Annotated in this window: 16 protein-coding genes; 12 read left to right on the top strand and 4 right to left on the bottom strand. The window is 69.9% G+C overall.

Annotated elements, in window-relative coordinates; all coding sequences use genetic code 11:
• Window positions 1–5: 5 nt before the first annotated feature.
• Window positions 6–473, top strand: a complete 468-nt coding sequence (locus tag OZ403_RS24400; RefSeq protein ID WP_140876189.1) for a hypothetical protein — start codon at window positions 6–8, stop codon at window positions 471–473.
• On the opposite strand, the gene OZ403_RS24395 is transcribed toward OZ403_RS24400, so the two are convergent.
• From OZ403_RS24395 to lpxB, 3 genes are read right to left on the bottom strand one after another with little or no spacing between them, the layout of a single operon-like run.
• Window positions 466–1092, bottom strand: a complete 627-nt coding sequence (locus OZ403_RS24395; RefSeq protein WP_140793522.1) for a MarC family protein — start codon at window positions 1090–1092, stop codon at window positions 466–468. The genes OZ403_RS24400 and OZ403_RS24395 overlap by 8 nt on opposite strands.
• A 12-nt stretch (window positions 1093–1104) precedes the next feature.
• The gene (locus OZ403_RS24390; protein ID WP_140793520.1) at window positions 1105–1809 is read right to left on the bottom strand and encodes a polyprenol monophosphomannose synthase; all 705 of its coding nucleotides are present in this window, start codon (window positions 1807–1809) and stop codon (window positions 1105–1107) included.
• Window positions 1810–1826: 17 nt separating this feature from the next.
• Window positions 1827–2978, bottom strand: a complete 1152-nt coding sequence (lpxB, locus tag OZ403_RS24385) for a lipid-A-disaccharide synthase (RefSeq protein WP_140799146.1) — start codon at window positions 2976–2978, stop codon at window positions 1827–1829.
• 50 nt (window positions 2979–3028) lie between these two features.
• On the opposite strand from lpxB, the gene OZ403_RS24380 reads away from it, so the two are divergent.
• From OZ403_RS24380 to OZ403_RS24340, 9 genes are read left to right on the top strand one after another with little or no spacing between them, the layout of a single operon-like run.
• Window positions 3029–4921, top strand: coding sequence for a DUF4388 domain-containing protein (locus OZ403_RS24380; protein WP_174258876.1), 1893 nt, complete (start codon window positions 3029–3031; stop codon window positions 4919–4921).
• Window positions 4922–4923: 2 nt separating this feature from the next.
• Window positions 4924–6708 carry an ABC transporter ATP-binding protein gene (locus tag OZ403_RS24375; RefSeq protein WP_140799144.1) on the top strand — a complete coding sequence of 595 codons (1785 nt, stop codon included), beginning with the start codon at window positions 4924–4926 and terminating at the stop codon, window positions 6706–6708.
• Between the two features lie 17 nt (window positions 6709–6725).
• Window positions 6726–7874: a PHP domain-containing protein gene (locus OZ403_RS24370; RefSeq protein ID WP_268784902.1), complete on the top strand. Its 1149-nt coding sequence runs from the start codon at window positions 6726–6728 to the stop codon at window positions 7872–7874.
• A 21-nt stretch (window positions 7875–7895) separates the two neighbouring features.
• A complete protein-coding gene (locus OZ403_RS24365) occupies window positions 7896–9179 on the top strand; it encodes a 3-deoxy-D-manno-octulosonic acid transferase (protein WP_140855859.1) in 1284 nt (427 codons plus the stop codon).
• The gene (locus OZ403_RS24360) at window positions 9176–10183 is read left to right on the top strand and encodes a glycosyltransferase family 4 protein (RefSeq protein WP_140793510.1); all 1008 of its coding nucleotides are present in this window, start codon (window positions 9176–9178) and stop codon (window positions 10181–10183) included. Before OZ403_RS24365 ends, OZ403_RS24360 begins: the two co-directional genes overlap by 4 nt.
• A 4-nt stretch (window positions 10184–10187) precedes the next feature.
• Window positions 10188–11216 carry a glycosyltransferase gene (locus OZ403_RS24355; RefSeq protein WP_268781848.1) on the top strand — a complete coding sequence of 343 codons (1029 nt, stop codon included), beginning with the start codon at window positions 10188–10190 and terminating at the stop codon, window positions 11214–11216.
• Entirely contained in the window at window positions 11213–12376 is a 1164-nt protein-coding gene (gene lpxK / locus OZ403_RS24350) for a tetraacyldisaccharide 4'-kinase (protein ID WP_268781847.1), read from the top strand. The genes OZ403_RS24355 and lpxK overlap by 4 nt, the downstream gene beginning before the upstream one ends.
• Window positions 12377–12407: 31 nt before the next feature.
• Window positions 12408–13421, top strand: a complete 1014-nt coding sequence (locus OZ403_RS24345; protein WP_237077377.1) for a bifunctional heptose 7-phosphate kinase/heptose 1-phosphate adenyltransferase — start codon at window positions 12408–12410, stop codon at window positions 13419–13421.
• Window positions 13418–13906, top strand: coding sequence for an adenylyltransferase/cytidyltransferase family protein (locus OZ403_RS24340; RefSeq protein WP_140793505.1), 489 nt, complete (start codon window positions 13418–13420; stop codon window positions 13904–13906). Before OZ403_RS24345 ends, OZ403_RS24340 begins: the two co-directional genes overlap by 4 nt.
• A gap of 196 nt (window positions 13907–14102) precedes the next feature.
• Here the strand turns inward: OZ403_RS24340 and OZ403_RS24335 are convergent, their stop codons facing one another.
• Window positions 14103–15197 (bottom strand): glycosyltransferase family 9 protein, encoded by a 1095-nt coding sequence (locus tag OZ403_RS24335; RefSeq protein ID WP_140799132.1) that lies wholly within the window; start codon window positions 15195–15197, stop codon window positions 14103–14105.
• A gap of 84 nt (window positions 15198–15281) precedes the next feature.
• Here OZ403_RS24335 and OZ403_RS24330 point away from each other — a divergent pair, with 84 nt between their 5' ends.
• Together OZ403_RS24330 and gmk are read left to right on the top strand one after the other, a co-directional pair.
• A complete protein-coding gene (locus OZ403_RS24330) occupies window positions 15282–16160 on the top strand; it encodes a YicC/YloC family endoribonuclease (protein WP_140793499.1) in 879 nt (292 codons plus the stop codon).
• Window positions 16157–16786, top strand: a complete 630-nt coding sequence (gene gmk / locus OZ403_RS24325; protein ID WP_140793497.1) for a guanylate kinase — start codon at window positions 16157–16159, stop codon at window positions 16784–16786. Before OZ403_RS24330 ends, gmk begins: the two co-directional genes overlap by 4 nt.
• The last annotated feature ends 279 nt before the right edge of the window (window positions 16787–17065 follow it).

Raw genomic sequence — 17065 nt, 5'->3', positions numbered from 1 at the left:
GACGCATGGACCGATTCCACCAGAAGGCGTGGGCGTTGCTCGGGCTGGGGGTGCTGGGGAGCACGGGATGCGCGCACCAGGCGCGTCTCGCGGAGCGTCAGGGCGTGGAGGCGGAGAAGTGTGAGCTCGTGCACCGGCTGCTGCGGGAGCCGGTGCCGTCCCAGGTCGTCCGCGAAGTCGTCGCGGCCGGTCGCGATGAGCCCGCGCCGGTGGTGGTGTACGTGCGCCGTCCGGAGGAGGCGATGCTGGAGCGCTTCTTCTCCGGTGACGCGCCCAGTTGCGGCGACGCCACCTTCAAGGTGGTGCAGGAGAACGTGCTCGACGCGGTGGTGGTGTACCTGCAGGAAATCCAGGACGGCTACGCGTACGACGCGCGCCGCGCCAGCCACGACGAGCTGTCACTGGAGGGCAAGCCGCAGGGCTTGTTGAAGCGCAAGGGCCCGGAGTGGGTGGCCATCCCCGGACCTACCTGAACAGCTCCTTGCCGCCGTCCGCGATGAACTGCACCGCGATGGCGGCCAGGATGAGTCCCATCACCCGCTCGACGATGGCCACGCCGGACTGGCGCAGCACGCGCTGGATGAACCCGGAGGCGCGGAGGATGAAGTAGCTGGCCACGAACGTCAGCACGACGGCGGCCAGCACGGGAATGGCGGAGACGAGCGTGTCGCCCTTGGCCATCAGCACCATGGAGGTGGCGATGGCGCCCGGGCCCGCCAGCAGCGGAATGGCGAGGGGGACGATGGCCACGTCCTCCTTCACTACGCCTTCCTGTTCCTCGGACGGCGTGGTGCGCGTCTCCGACGGGCGGGCGCGAAGCATGTCCAGCGCGGTGATGAGCAGCAGGATGCCGCCGGCCACCCGGAAGGCGCCCAGCGACACGCCGAACACCTTGAAGATGACGCCGCCGAAGAGGGCGAAGAACAGCATCATCCCGCAGGCCACCAGGCAGGCGCGCATGGCGGTGCGGCGCACCTTCTCCTGCGTGTCCCCGGCCGTCATCGCCAGGAACAGCGGGACGACGCCAATGGGGTCCACCACGAAGAAGATGGCCGACAGCGAGACGAGGAACAGCGACGCGTATTCCGGCATGACAGCCTGGGCTTACACCGTGAGCCGCAGCTTCCACACCATGGTGAGAGCCTCGGCGAAGATTTTCTTGCTCATCTTGGAGTGACCCACGCGCCGGTCCTCGAAGACGATGGGCACTTCGCGCACGGTGAAGCCCTTGCGCAGCGTGCGGTAGGTCAGCTCGATTTGAAACGCGTAGCCGGTGCTCTTCACAGAGTCCAAATCGATGGCCTCCAGCACCCGGCGGTGGAAGCACTTGAAGCCGCCAGTGAGGTCCTGGATGCCCACGCCCAGAATCGACCGGGCGTAGAGGCTGCCGCCGCGGCTGATGATTTGCCGCCCCACGCCCCAGTTCACCGTGCCGCCACCCGTGACGTAGCGCGAGCCGAGCACCAGGTCCGCGCCAGCCTCTGCCGCATCCAGGATGCCGGGCAGATAGCGCGGGTCGTGGCTGAAGTCCGCGTCCATCTCCAGGATGTACGTGTACTGCTCGGCCAGGGCCCAGCGGAACGCGGCGAGGTACGCGCGGCCCAGGCCTTCCTTCTTCTCGCGGTGAAGGACGCGCACGCGCGAATCCTGCGCGGCGAGCCCGTCCGCGAGCTGCCCTGTTCCATCGGGCGAATTGTCGTCCACGATGAGGATGTCGACCCGGGGGTCGGCCTCCAGCACCGCCTGGACGATGGCCTCGATGTTTTCCCGCTCGTTGTACGTGGGGATGCAGACCAGGGCTGGGTTCATGACCCGGCCGACATACCCTAAACGCGGCCCGGGGGCAGCAGCTCCAGTACGGACTCCGCCGCCCGGGTGGCCGCGCCCGTCTCGCCCAGGCGGCCGCGCATCTCCGCCAGCCCTTGGATCATCTCTTCCCGGGGAGCACCGGGTATCCAGACGCGGCGGACCTCCTCGGCGATGCGCTCGGGCGTCATCTCCCCTTGGAGCAGCTCAGGGACGACGCGCCGGCCCGCCAGCAGGTTGATGAGGGACACGAAGGCCACCTTCAGCATCAACCGGCCCACCCAGTACGTGATGAGGGACACGCGGTAGACGACCACCAGGGGGCGCTGCATCAGTCCGGCTTCCAGGACGGCGGTACCGGAGGCCACCACCGCGGCGTCACTGGCGCCCACGACCTCGGGTGCCCGGCCCTCCACCAGGATGGGGGTCACACCACTGCCTTCGAAGCGGGACGTGATCTCCTCCCGGTCGATGGTGGGCGCGACGGGGACGACGACCTGGAGTCCGGGCCGCTCGGCGGAGAGGCGTTTCGCCGCCCCCACCATGTCGGGGAGCAGACGGCGGATTTCGCCCATCCGGCTGCCAGGCAGCAGCGCGAGCGTGGGGGCGTCCTTCGCCAACCCCAGCCGCTCGCGGAAGGCCGTGGCCGTATCCGGCGAGGGGACCTGCTCTACCACCGGGCTGCCGACATAGCGGGCGCTGACGCCAGCCTCCCGGTAGAAGTCCTCCTCGAACGGGAGGATGCAGAGCATCCGGTCCACCAACCGTTTGATGGTGCGCACCCGGCCCCGGCGCCAGGCCCAGATCATGGGCGACACGTAGTAGGCGACGGGTATCCCCAACGCCTTGAGCTTCTTGGCCAGGCGCAGGTTGAAGTCAGGGATGTCCACCAGGATGGCGACGTCCGGGCGACGCTCTGCGGCGGCCTCGGCCAAACCCTTCAGAATCTGAAGGATGCGGGGAATCCGGGGCAGGACCTCGGTGATGCCCATGACGGACACCTCCCGGGCATCGAAGAGCAGCTCCACTCCCTGGGCGGCCAGGCGGGCACCGCCCATGCCAAAGAAGGTGAGGTCGGGACGGCGGGCCCGGAGGGCGGCGACGAGCTCGGCGGCGTGGGTATCGCCTGACGCCTCGCCGGCGACGACGAGGATGCGGGGTGGATTCGTCATGTGAGGGGCACGCATCGTACCTGATGCGGGAGCGGGTGAAGGTGTAGACTGTGGCCCCCTTGAAGACGCTTCTGCTCGCCGAGAGCCATCCCCCCACGCTCGAGCACCTCAAAGGCCTGCTCTCCCAGGCTGGGTACACCGTTCGCGCGGTGAACGATCCGGTGACGGCGTTGGAGCACTTCGCGGCGGACAACCCGGACGTGGTGGTGCTGTCGGTGGACCTTCCGCGCGTGGAAGGTGCGCACGTGGTGCACCTCATTCGAGGCCACGGGCAGGGCGGCAGGGTGCCTATCGTCGCCATCGACAAGGGACACCTGGGGCGTGCGCGGGGCGTGAGCTCGGTGCTGGACCTCAAGGTGAACGCCTACGTGGCGGACCCGCTCAAACCGGGCGAGCTGGTGCCCCGGCTGGAGTCGTTGGTGCGCGCGGCGCAGGCGGTGCAACTCACCGGGCTGGCAGCCACGTTGTCCCGGCCCGCCGTCAATTCGGGCGAGCTGAAGGGCCACCCGCTGCCCGCGCTGTTCCACTCCATCTACCGGTTGCGCCGGGATGGCGTGCTCGTGGTGGCGCACCGGGGCTTGAGCCGGCGCGTGTACTTTTTGCGCGGCGGGCCCGTGAGCTACGACTCCACGGCGAACGCGGACTCGCTTCCCAGCTACCTGCTCGCCCGGAACGTGCTCAACCCGCAACAGGCGCAGCGGGTGACGGAGGCGCTGGACTCCGGTCTGCGCATCGGCGCGGCGCTCGCGGATGCGGGTGTGGAAGCAGCGGGCGAGGAACTGTTGCAGCTCCTGCGCGATTACAACCGGGACCGGGTGGAGCGGGTGCTGGGGATGCGCGAGGGCCGCTACGCCTTCTACGCGGGAGACGACTTCACGTCGGAGGTCGCGTCGGTGGAGGTTCCGCCGCTGGCGCCGGTGCTGGATGGCGCGCGCCGCTGCTTCACCATGAAGGTGATGGCGGCCTCGCTGCGGGCGCACATGGGCGACTACCCGGTGCGCTCACAGGAGTTCGGGCGCGACCTGCACGCCATGGGGCTGGACACGGACGACCTGAAGATCGCCATGCAGGTCAACGGCCGCATCGCGCTGAAGGACCTGCTGGCGCACGGGCGCGGCGAGCTGCGCATGGCGTACTCGCTGCTGTGGTTCCTGAAGCTGACGGGTGGGGTGACGTTCTCCTCCACGCCCGTGGCCACGGGGACGGATGTGTTGTCCGCGGCGGTGCTGCCGGACCGGATTGCTCCGCGCAAGCGCAAGGCCCTGCCGCCCGAGACGGCGGCCTCGCTGCGTGAGGAAGCGCTGCGCATCATCACCCGCAGCTACTTCGGAGGGCTGGGCCTGGACATCGCGGCGGACGCGGAGGCGGTGGAGCGCGCCTACCACGAGACGGCGATGCGCTTTCACCCGGACACCTACGCCGAGTTCGACATCTCCGACTTGAAGGACCTGCTGGAGTCGGTGCAGGACCGGCTGTCCGCGTCGTACCGGGTGCTGAGCGTGGAGGAGAAGCGCAAGGCCTACCTCCAGTACCTCTTCAGCCGGATGGACGTGGGGCGGAACACGGCGGTGGTCGTGGACGCGGAAATCGCGCTGCGCCGGGGCGAGTCCGCCTTGAAGCGTCGTGACTTCCCCCAGGCAGCGAAGGCCTTCGAGGAAGCGGTGTCGCTCAATCCGGACGAGCCGGAGTACTACCCCTTCCTCGCGTGGGCCACGTACCGGATGCCCACGGGGGCGCCGGTGGTGCGGGCCAAGAAGGCGCAGCAGGTGCTGAAGAAGGCGCTGTCGCTGGGCCCGTACGTGGAGCGGTTGCACATCATCTCGGCCATCATCGACATGGACCTGGGAGACGCGCCGCTGGCGCGGAAGAAGCTGCAGCGGGTGCTGGAGTACAACCCGTACTCCCAGCTCGCGAAGGCGGCGTTGCGCAAGGTAGGGCGCTAGCGATGCAGACGGTTCTCTGGCGGTTGTTGCGCTATGCGCGCCCGCATTTCGGTGTGCTCCTGCTGGCCTTCGTCGGCATGGCGGCGGTGGGACTGACGACGGGCGCGTACGCGTATCTCACGGGCCCGGCGCTGCGCTTCCTGCTGTCGGGCGGTGAAGAAGGCTTCGCCAGTGCGCAGCGCGTGCCCTGGCTGGCGGACCTGCCTCGCGAGGCGGCCCTGTGGGGCTTCCCGCTGGTGATGGTCATCGTCGGCGCGGCGAAGGGCGTGGGGTACCTGGCTCAGTTCTATTTCATGGGCCTGTTCGCGCAGCGCGTGGTGAAGGACCTGCGGCGCGACCTGTTCCAGCGCCTCACCGCGCTGTCGCCCGCCCAGCTCGCGCGCGAGCGGATGGGCGACTTGCTCAGCCGCTTCTCCTCGGACGTCAGCGCCGTGGAAGCGGCGGCCATGTACACGGTGGGCTCGTACCTGCGTGACAGCCTCCAGGTCATCATCCTGGCGGGCGTGGCGCTGGCGATGAGCCCGATGCTGGGCGGCCTCATGTTGCTGGTGATTCCGCTGGCGGCGCTGCCGGCCTCGAAGCTGACGCGCAAGGTGCTCAAGCGCACGCGGGAAGGCCAGACGCAGCTCGGCAACCTGGCGGGACAGCTCCACGAAGGGCTGGGCGGTCTGCGCACCATCCAGGCCTTCAACGGGCAGGACGCGGAGCTGGCTCGCTTCTCCGCCTTCGCGCAGGCGCACGAGAAGGCGGTGGTGAGCGCGGCGTGGGCGCGCGGCGCGGTGCCGGGGCTGATGGAGGTGCTGGCCGCGGCGGCGTTGGCGGGCGCGCTGGCGTATGCGGCGAGCGCGCGGCTGATGGAGCCGGAGGCGCTGCTCTCGCTGCTGACGGCGGTCATCCTGGTGTACCAGCCGGTGAAGGACCTGGGCCGGGTGACGCAGTTCGCGGTGCAGGCGGGCGCGGCGGGCGAGCGGCTCTTCGCGCTGCTCGACATGAAGCACCCGGTGGAGGACGCGCCGGACGCGGTGCCCGCGCCGCCTTTGTCCCGGGGCATCCAGTTCGAGGGCGTGCGATTCTCCTATGGAGACCGGCCCGCGCTGGACGGCCTGACGCTGGAGCTGAAGGCGGGGCAGGTGACGGCGCTGGTGGGTGGCAGCGGCGGAGGCAAGAGCACGGTGACATCGCTGCTGCTGCGCTTCGAGCGGCCACAGAAGGGCCAGCTCTTCCTGGATGGCGTGGACGCGGACCGGTACACGGCCACGAGCGTCCGGGCCCAGTTCGCGCTGGTGACGCAGGAGCCGCTGCTGTTCCACGGCACGGTGCTGGACAACCTGCGCTACGCGAGGCCGGACGCCACGCGGGAAGAGGTGGAGGCGGCGGCGAAGGTGGCGCACGCGGACGGCTTCATCCGGGCACTGCCCGAAGGCTATGACACGCGCATCGGCGAGCGGGGCGTGACGCTTAGCGGCGGCCAGCGTCAGCGGTTGTGCATCGCCCGCGCGGTGCTGGCGCAGGCGCCCGTGCTGGTGCTGGACGAGGCGACGAGCAGCCTCGACCCGGAGAGCGAGCGTGAAGTGCAGGCGGCGCTGGCGGCGGTCCTTCCGGGCCGCACGGCCCTGGTGATTGCGCACCGGTTGTCCACGGTGGTGAACGCGGACGTCCTCAACGTGATGGAGGCGGGCCGCGTCGTCGAGAGTGGCTCGCACGCGGAGCTGCTGCAGCGGGGCGGGCGGTATGCGGCGCTGTGGAGGATGCAGACGGAGGGCTCCTCGGAGCGAGGCGCGGCGTGAGCCGACTGACGGCAGTGGTGGGGAAGGGACTTCGGGCCGTCCTGGGACTGGTGCTGCTGGTCCTGGGCTACGCGGGCTTCTTCGCGCTCTCGGCGTCCATGGCGCGCTACCCGGTGGTGCTCCCGAAGGACGATGCGCCCCGGTGGGCGCGAGGGGCCTTCCACGTCCACACCACGCGTTCGGACGGACGAGGCACGCCGGAAGAGGTGGCGGCGGCGGCGAAGGCGGCGGGCCTGGACTTCGTGGTGCTCACCGACCACAACGACTTCGTGCTCCGAGCGCCGGCCTACGTCCAGGGCGTGCTGTTGGTGCCCGGCGTGGAGATTTCGACGTCGGACGGGCACCTCGTGGCCTTCGGCATGTCGCGCCCGCTGGAGGGCATGCGCGCGTGGATGCCGCCGGGCGACGCGGTGCGCGCCGTGGCGGCGGCGGGAGGCACGGCGGTGCTGGCCCACCCCGTCCAGAAGCGCAACCCCTGGAAGGACGAGGCGAGTGCGAAGGAGGTGCCCGGCTTCGAGCTGTACTCAGCGGACACCTTCTTCCGGCACGCGGTGCGCAATCCGGTGAGCCGCTTGGTGCCCGCGGTGGGGGCCTCGCTGGCCAACCCGGTGCATGGCGTGATGGTGCTCGTCGCGCCGGAGCCGGAGCCCACGGCCCGCTTCCTGGAGTTGTCGAGTGAGCGGCCGCGCGTGGCGTTCTGCGCACATGACGCACACGGCCTGCCGCCGTACCGGGCCGTATTCGAATCCCTGGCCATGTACCTGCCACCGGAGCAGGTGCCCTTCCCGTTGTCCCCGGACGCGAAGGAAGCGGCGGAGCAGGTCAGCCGGGCCCTGGGCGGTGGTCAGTCCCTGTGTGCCTTCCGCGCCCTGGGGGAGCCTGGGGGCTTCGCGTTGGAGGGCCTGGACGCTGTGCGGCGTGAAGCGCATGTGGGCGACACGCTGACCGTCCGGCTCCCGGGGCTGCCCGACGCGGAGTCGGTGCAGGTGCGGGTGTGGGGAAGCGCCCGCCTGGGGGCGGACGGCCGGTCCGTCGAGCTGACCGAGCCGGGTGTGGCGCAGGTGGAAGTGTGGGTGCGGGCGCCCGGGCGCTTCTTCGGGACGGAATGGCGACCCTGGTTGGTGCCCAGCCCCGTGCGCGTGCTGCCCCGCGGGCCGGGCATCTGATAGACGGCGCGAAAGCCGCCCATGCGCGTCCTCTACGTCCTCGCCACCTACCTGCTCTTCGCAGTCCTGTTCCCGGTGCTCGCACTGCACCGGAAGACGCGCCATGGGCTGATGGAGCGCCTGGGCTTCTATGGCCCGGACAGCCACCTGCCTCCCGGGGACGGGCCCATCCTCTGGCTGCATGGCGCGAGCGCCGGGGACCTGCTGGCCCTCTCGCCGATGTTCGGCCCGCTGCGGGCTCGCTTCCCGGGCTGCCGTCTGTTGCTGTCGACCATGACGGACAGCGGCTATGCGATGGCGAAGGGCCGGCTGGCCAACGACATCGACGGGGTCGTCTACGTCCCCTACGACCTCTGGGGCGCGACGCGGCGAGCGGTCCGGGCCATCCGCCCGGACGTACTGGTGCTGGAGTACACCGAAATCTGGCCCAACCTCATCCGCGCGGCGAAGCGGGGTGGGGCGCGGGTGGTGATGACGAACGGGCGCTTCTCGCCCGCGAACGTCGGGAAGTACCAGACGCTGTTCCGCCTCATCGGCAACCCACTGCGGGATTTGGACCTCCTCCTGATGCGCGAGGAGGACGAGGCCGTCCGTGCGCGGCAGCTCGGTGCCAGGCCGGACTGGGTGAAGGTGACGGGAAACACGAAGTTCGACGCGCTCGCCGCGGGGCCGGTGCCCGAGGACGAGAACCTTCGCGCGGCGCTGGGCCTGACGCCGGGCGAGCGGGTGTGGATTGCCGGCAGCACGCACGATGGCGAGGAAGCCCAGCTCCTGGCCGTCTACGCCCGGCTGCGCGAGCGGTGGCCGGACCTGCGGCTGGTGATTGCCCCCAGATACGTGGACCGGGCGGCGCGAATCGTGACGCTCGCGCGCGAGGCGGGGCTGAGCGTGGGGCTGCGCTCGCAGGGCAATCCAGAGCGGGGCCAGGTCGTGGTGTTGGACACCATCGGCGAGCTGTCGAGGGCCTACCGGCTGGCGACGGTGGTGTTCGTCGGCGGCTCGTTCACGATGCGCGGCGGGCAGAACATCCTGGAGCCCGCGGGGCAGGGGAAGCCGGTGCTCTACGGGCCGCACATGGACAACTTCCGGGACAGCGTGGCGTTGCTGACGGGGAAGGGCGGGCTCCAGGTTCAGGACGCCGCGGCCTTGGAGCAGGCCCTCGTGTCGCTGCTCGAGTCACCGGAGCGGCTCGCGAGCCTGGGCGCCCAGGCGCTGGAGACGGTGGGCCGGATTTCAGGTGCCAGTGAAAGGAACGCGGAGGCGATGACGACGTTGTTTCCGCACGGGAGGCCGGACCCGCGATGACGCTCATCGTCCATCCGCATTTCCATCACCGCTACACGGGCGTGACGCGCCACGTGGAGACGGTGGTGCCCGCGCTCGTCCGGGATTCGGGCTCGGAGACGCGCGTCATCGGCTCGGGCCTGAGTGAGGGGCTGCCCAGAATCACCTGGCCGGAGCTGCTCCGTCGCCTGCGCCGCGAGCCCGTGGTGTGGCATGCGCATCGGAACAACGAGCTCCTGGTGGGCATGCTGCTGAAGCTGCTGGGCCGGGAGGTCCGCCTCGTCTTCACCCGGCACACCTCGATAGCGCCCAGCGGCTTCACCCGCTTCATCGCGAGGGGCGCGGATGCGCTCGTCTCGTTGACGAAGCAGGTCGCGGACGTCATCGCGCTGCCGTCCACGGTGGTCTCACATGGCATCGACCTCACGCGCTTCCACCCGCCCGAGGACCGGGACGCGGCATGGCGCAAGCTCGGCCTGGGCGGGCGCTACGGCATCGGTGTCATCGGACGCATCCGGAAGGAGAAGGGGCAGGGAGACTTCGTGCAGGCCATCCGGCCGCTCCTTCCCGCGCATCCCGACTGGCAACCCGTGCTGGTCGGGCTCGCGAAGGGGCCGGACCTGGACTGGCTGAATCAGCAGATGGCGGGCATCGAGGACCGCATCGCATTGCCCGGCGAGCAGTCCGTCATCGAGCCCTGGTACCAGGGGCTGAGCATCTTGGTGCACCCCTCGTACGCGGAGGGCTATTCGCTGGTGCACGTGGAGGCCATGGCCTCGGGTTGCTGCGTGGTGGCCTCGAAGCTGCCGTACCTGGACACGCTCATCGAACACGGCCGCACGGGCTTCTTCTTCGAACCCGGAGACGTCCAGGGACTGCGCGAGCTGCTGGACATGCTGATGCGAGAGCCCGAGCGCGCCAGGGAGATAGGTCGTAACGCGGCCGAGGAGGCCCGGCGGCGGTGTGGCGTGGAGCACGAGGCGCGAGCCCTGGCCGACGTGTACCGGGTCACCGGGGAGCGCTGACTGGATGCGAATCCTCCACCTGCTCGCGAGTCCCTTCTTCAGCGGCCCGGCCGAGAACGTGGCGCTCCTGGCCCAGGCGCAGCGCGCCGCGGGACACGACGTCACGGTGGCGGTGGACCGCCGACGCAAGGAGGTGCTGGCCGAGGAACCCGCGGCTCCGCGCTTCGCGAAACTCGGTCTTCTGGACGAAGGGGGCTTGGAGCTGTCCGTGAAGTCCCCGCCGTGGCGGATGTGGCGCGACCTGCGCCGCTTGAAGGCGCGGACGGTGGACGTGGTGCACTCGCACTTCAGTCATGACCACCTGCTGGCGAGGTGGGGACGGCCTTCGGGCGCCATCCTGGTGCGCTCGCTGCACGCCCCGCGCTCATTGCGCTCCTCGCTCCCGGCCGCGGACGCCTACACGGTCCCCGCGAGCGCCCTGCTTCCCCGCCTGCTGGAGAAGGGCGCGACAGCCCAGCTACTGCCAGCCCTGGTGGACGCCCGGTTCCATCCGGTGCCAGACGCGCGGTCCCTGCGAGCAGAGCTCGGACTCGAAGGCACACCTGTCATCGGAATGGTCTCCACGTTCCAGCCTTCACGACGGCACGCGGTGGGGGTGGACGCCTTTGCCCTGTATCGGAAGCAGCGGCCCGGAGCGCGTTTGGTGCTGGTGGGGGACGGCGGCCTGCTGGAGCAGACGCGCAAACAGGTCCAGGACCTGGGACTGGCGGATGCCGTTACGTTCGCGGGCTACCAACAGGGGGACGCCTTCGCGCGGTGGCTGCGAGCGCTGGATGAGGTCTGGCTGCTCGGCCTGGGCAATGACTGGAGCGCCCGCGCGGCGGCCCAGGCCCGTGCGTGCGGCGTCCGCGTGGTGGCGGTGGACGAAGGCGCCTTGCCAGACCTGGCGGACGCACGGGTGGAGACACCGACGCCGGAAGCCGTGGTCGCCGCGGCGCTGTCCGACCAGCGAGCGCCCGTGCGGCATCCGACGAACGAGCAGATTGCCGCGGAGGTCCTCGCGCTCTACGCGCGAGCGAGGCGCACCGCGTGACATCTCCAGATGCCCCCACCGCCATCGAGCGGGTGTTCTACCCGTCGTCGCCGGAGCCCTGGGGCCGCCGTGCCCTGCTGTCGCCGCTCACGTTGCTGTCGTGGACGTATGCGGCCGCCGTGCACGTGCGGGGGGCGCTCTACGACGCGGGACTGCTGCGCGCGGAGCGGGTGGAGGGGCTCAAGGTCATCTCCGTGGGCAACGTCAACGTGGGGGGCACGGGCAAGACGCCCGCGGTGCTCCATCTGGCGGAGCAGTTGGTCCAAGCGGGCCGCAAGGTGGGCATCCTGACGCGTGGGTATGGCCGCGCCTCACGTGCGCCGCTGACCTTCATCGGGACGGAGCCGCTTCCTTCCTCGGAGCTCGCGGGCGATGAGCCGCTCCTGCTGGCGCGTCGCTGCCCTCAGGTCCGGCTCTTCGTGGGCTCGGACCGGGTCGCGAGTGCCTACCGCGCGCGGGACGAGTTCGGCCTGGACACGGTGCTGCTGGACGATGGGTTCCAGCACCGCCGCCTCGCGCGAGACGAGGACTTCGTGGTCGTGGATGAGTCCGTGGGGCTGGGCAACGGCCAACTGCTCCCCCGGGGGCCGCTGCGTGAGCCCCCTGCGTCGCTTCGTCGCGCAACGCTGTTCTGGCTGAGGGCGTCCGCCACGGCGCCAGATTCCGCTGCGCTCCCGCTCACCACCACGCACCCACTGGTGCCGACGGCCGAGACGTCGGAGCGCTTCTCCGACGCGCTCGACGGGTGGTTGCCCTCCAGCCCGGGGATTCCCAGGGTGAGGACACGCTATCGACCCACGGCCTGGGTGGACCCGGAGGGCAACCTTCATCCCGTGACAGCGCTCACGGGACAGCCGGTATTCGCTCTGGCGGGTCTTGCCCGGCCGGGGGCCTTCCTGAAGACCTTGCAGGGGCTCGGGACGGAGGTGCGCGACGCCGCGTTGTTCCCGGACCACCATCGCTTCACCGCGGACGAGCTGCGTGACGTCCAGGCGCGAGCGGCGCGGCAGGGGGCCCGGGTGGTGACGACGGAAAAGGACGCGGTGCGTCTGCCTCCGGGCTTCGAGGCCTGGATGGTCCGCCTGGGGGTCGAGGTCCTGGACGGCGAGAGCCATCTGCGGCGGGCGCTCGGGCTGGAGGATGCACCGCGCGGCTTGTGAGGTGGGGGCGCCTGTGGGACAAACCGCCGCCATGGCCGCAGTCTCGCCCGCTCGTTCGATGCCGTCGCTCGCCCGCCTGCCGCACGCGTTTGCCCGCCGCAAGGTGTTGCTGGTGGGCGACCTCGTTGCCGACCACTACATCTACGGACAGACGGACCGGGTGAGCCGGGAAGCACCCGTGCTCATCGTCCGCTACGAGTCCGCGGAGGTGAAGCTCGGAGGTGGCGCCAACGTGGCGGCCAACGTGCGAGCCCTGTCCGGTCAGGTCTCCGCGGTCGGCGCGCTGGGCCAGGACGAGATGGGCAAGGAGCTGCGCCGCCTGTGCACCGAGTCCGGCATCCAACTGGACGCGGTGAGCGGCCGCGGCATCGAGACTGAGACGAAGACGCGCATCCTGGCCGGTGGGGTGAGCACCACGCGGCAGCAGATGTTGCGGCTGGACCGGGGGCAGCGAGGCACGCTTCCCCCGAAGATGCGCAAGGCGCTGGCGCGGCAGGTGGAAGCCTCTGCCCAGGACGCGGACGCGGTGGTGGTGTCCGACTACGGCGCGGGTGTGCTGGGGGACGAGGTGCGCGATGTGCTGCGTCGCCTGGCCGCGGATGGCATGCCCGTGTGTGTGGACAGCCGCTATGCCCTGTCTTCCTTCTCGGGACTCACGGTCTGCAAGCCCAACGAGCCGGAGCTGGAGGCGCTCGCGGGGCGGCCCGTTCGGACCCAGGAGGACATGCTGGAAGCGGGGCACGCCGCGTTGAAGCGACTGGCGTGCCGCGCACTCCTGGTGACGCGAGGCCGCCATGGCATGGCGCTCTTCGATGCGGACGGGGGCGTGGACCTCATTCCCGTCCATGGTGCGAAGGCGGCGGTGGATGTGACGGGCGCGGGAGACACGGTGATTGCGACGTTCGCCCTGGCGCTGGCCGCGAAGGCCTCGCTCGGCGATGCGGCGCGGCTGGCGAACGTGGCGGGCTCGTTGGTGGTGCAGAAGCCGGGCACCGCGACGGTGTCCCGCGATGAACTGCTCGAAGAGCTTCGGAGCGCGAGATGAGCACCCTCGAGAAAATCCAATCGCTCGCGAAGGTGGCGGCGGAGCGTGAGCGCTGGCGGGCCGAAGGGCGCACGGTGGCGCTGGCCAATGGCGTCTTCGACCTGCTGCACGTGGGGCACGTCCGCTACCTGGAAGGGGCGCGTGCCCTGGCGGATGTCCTCGTGGTGGCGGTGAACTCGGACGCTTCCACCCGGGCCTACAAGGGGCCCGGCCGGCCCTACATTCCCGAGGGAGAGCGGGCGGAGCTCGTCGCGGCGCTGACCTGCACGGACCGGGTCATCGTCTTCGACGAGTCCAACGTTCGCGTCATCATCCGGGCGTTGAAGCCGGACGTGCACGTGAAGGGGACGGACTACACCCCGGACAGCATCCCTGAGGCAGATGAGGTCCGCGCCTATGGTGGGCGGACAGCCGTCTCCGGAGACCCGAAGGACCACAGCACCACGGACCTGGCCCGGCGGCTGGGCCGCGAGGGCACGGGTTAGCCGGTGTCATTCATGGCAGCAGAGGTGCGGGCCGTCCTGGGCTGCCCTCACTGCAAGGCACCACTTCGGGAGCAGGAGGCTCAATCTCGAGTCTCCTGCGAGCCGTGCCGCCTGAGCTGGCCCGTGGAAGAGGGAATCCCCAGGCTGACGCCCGAACAGGCGGTGGCTGAGCCTCCCGTGTCCGGGACGTGAATCCTCAGGAGGAGAGGCTCGCCGCGAACGCCCGGACCTCTTCGGCGGCCCGCTCCTCCAACCCCTGACCCCCTGCACCATCGACCAGGGGGGTGAGGTCCACCATGCGGTGGGGGGCGTACGCATGGCCCCAGCGCTCCATGTCCATCCGCAGGAAGAAGGCCAGTGTGGGGGCACCCACCGCGACGGACAGGTGCATGGGGCCGGTGTTGTTGCAGAGGGTGAAGCCGGCCGCGCGCATCAGGGCGGCCAGTTCGTCTAGATTGCTCGCGGGCGCGAGCTCGGCGCCAGGGGCGGCCTCCACCACCCCGCGCGCGAGCGCTTCTTCCCCGGGGCCCCAGGTGACGATGGGGGTACGCCCCAGCGCCACCAGTGCCCGAGCCGCGGCGGCGAAGGCCGCGGGTGGAATCCGCCGAGGTCCCAACCGCCCACCGGGATTGATGACCGCGAAGGACTTCCCGGCCAGGGCGTCCAGATAGGCGCGGATGGCCGGGCCCACGGAGGGCTCGCGGAAGGACAATCCACGCGCCACCTCGCCGTTCGTGAGCGGGGTCAGCAGGTGCGTCCGTTGAACGGCTTCGTTCCGCGTGTCCGTGCGAGCGGGGACAGGCAGCGAGTGTAGACGGGACACAGGCCAGAGGTCGGGCCCGATGACGACGGCCTCGGGGCCCGCGAGCCGGGACACGAGCGCGCTCGTGACCGAGGGCGACTCCCAGTTGGCGCAGTCGACCACGACGTCGTACCGGGCACGTCGCAGCGCGGCGATGCCGGGGGCCAGGGGGCCCATCCAGATTCTGCGCCGGTCGAAGGGAATGATGACGTCCGCGTCCGGGTGGCCGTTCAGGACTCGAGCGACCTTCGCGTGCACTAGGACGTGGACCTCTGGCGCGGAAGGGAGGTGCGCCTTGAGGGTCCTCATCAGCGGGGTGGTGAGGAGCGCCTCGCCCACGCGGTTGTCGGGCCGCACGAGCAGCACCTTGCGAGGACCAGGAAGTGGGGTGCCAGGACGCCGCCGGCGGCCCGGGCGCCACAGGAGGGCGGACGCCACGAGCGCCAGTGCCAGCTTCGCCCATAATTCGAGCCGCTTGTGCCAGGACATCTCGCGGCGGGACCCTACACAGAACTGGGGGCGGTGCAAGCGCGCGGCTTGACCTCGGCCCCGAAAGCCCCTAGCAACCGCCCAATGTTGAAGAGCATGACGGGGTTTGGCGCGGGCCGCGCGCGCGTGGGGGACGAAGAAGTCTCCGTGGAACTGCGCTCGCTCAACCACAAGTTCTGTGAAGTGAAGGTTCGCCTTCCCCGGGAGCTGTCGTCCCAGGAACCGCTGGTGTCCAAGCAGGTGAAGGACCGGCTTGCCCGAGGCTCGGTGGAACTGCTGGTGAAGCGGCAGGCCCCCACCTCGTCGGGGACGGTCCCCACCGTGGACCTCGGTCTGGCGCGGGAGTACGTGCGCGCGTTCCGGGAGCTGGCCAGCGAGCTGGGACTCCCGGGAGACGTCGCCTGGTCGCAGGTGGCGAACCAGCCCGGCGTGGTGCGCCTGGAAGAGAAGGGCGTGGAGCTGGACTCCGCCACCCAGGCGCTCCAGGCGGCCCTGGACCAGGCGCTCACGGCGCTGGAGAAGATGCGCCAGGTCGAAGGTGAGGCCATCTACGCGGACCTGGATGCCCGGGTGAAGCTGCTGGAAGGGTGGAGTAAGGAGGTGGCTCAACTCGCTCCGAAGGCCGTGCAGGAATACCAGCAGCGGCTGACCGACCGGATTGCCGAGCTCGCCAGTGGCGTCGCGGTGGACCCGCAGCGGCTGGCCCAGGAAGTGGCGCTCTTCGCCGAGCGCACGGACATCGCCGAGGAGGTCACCCGCCTGGCGAGCCACCTGGAGCAGTTCCGTGCCCTCATGGCCAGCAACGAGCCCGCTGGCCGCCGAATGGATTTCCTCGTGCAGGAGATGCACCGCGAGGTGAACACGACCGGCTCCAAGAGCCAGCACGCCGAGATTTCCGTGCGTGTGGTGGCGATGAAGGCCGAGGTCGAGCGCATCCGCGAACAGGTGCAGAACGTCGAATGAACGCGAATACCGTACTCCCGCCTGGCTTGTTGCTCGTGCTCTCCGCTCCTTCCGGGGCGGGAAAGACCACCCTTGCGCACCGGCTCCTCAAGGAGACGCCGGATGCGGTGTTCTCCATCAGCGTCACCACCCGGAGGCCTCGGGGGAAGGAGCGCGAGGGGGTGGACTACAACTTCGTCGACGTCGCGACCTTCCAGTCGAAGATCGAGCGCGGTGAGTTCGTGGAGTGGGCGGAGGTCCATGGCCACTTCTATGGAAGCCCCCAGTCGGTGGTGGATGAGGCGCGTGCTCGCAAGAGCGCGGCCATCTTCGACATCGACGTGCAGGGCGGGCAGGCCATAAAGCGCAAGCACGCGGATGCGGTGACCATCTTCGTGCTGCCCCCCTCTATGGAGGAGCTGGAGCGGCGCCTGAGGGATCGTCAGACGGATTCGGACGAAACCATCCGGCGCCGGATGCTGGCGGCTCGCTCGGAGATCGAGCGGGGCATCGCGTCCTACGACTACGTCGTCGTGAATGACGACTTCGAGCGTGCCTATAGTGAGCTGCGCTCGGTGGTGGTGGCGGAGCGTTGCCGGCGCGGACGTGTGGATGTGTCCAAGCTGGGCCTGGGAATCGGCGGCTGACCACCGCGGCGGAAGTGTTCGAAATCAAACTTCTTGCGCAGTCCGATCTCTTGGTGGATAAGCGGCCACACCTCGCCGCGTTGCGCGGGCGTCACACAGGCGTCCGTCGGGTGGCGCTCACTCACATGTCCCGTCTCCATCGGGAGCGGAATCAGGCGCGTGGGTGTTTTGGTTCTCTGAATGGCATTCAGATAAGACCGCGGACCTGGTCCGAGTCCCTCCTGAATGAGGAAGCTCGCCAGGTCCGGAGCGTTTGGAAAAGCTCCATGATAGGTCGAC

Source organism: Myxococcus sp. NMCA1 (assembly GCF_026810205.1).
Taxonomy (GTDB): Bacteria; Myxococcota; Myxococcia; order Myxococcales; family Myxococcaceae; genus Myxococcus; species Myxococcus xanthus_A.
This window is presented reverse-complemented; position numbering and strand designations above follow the sequence as displayed.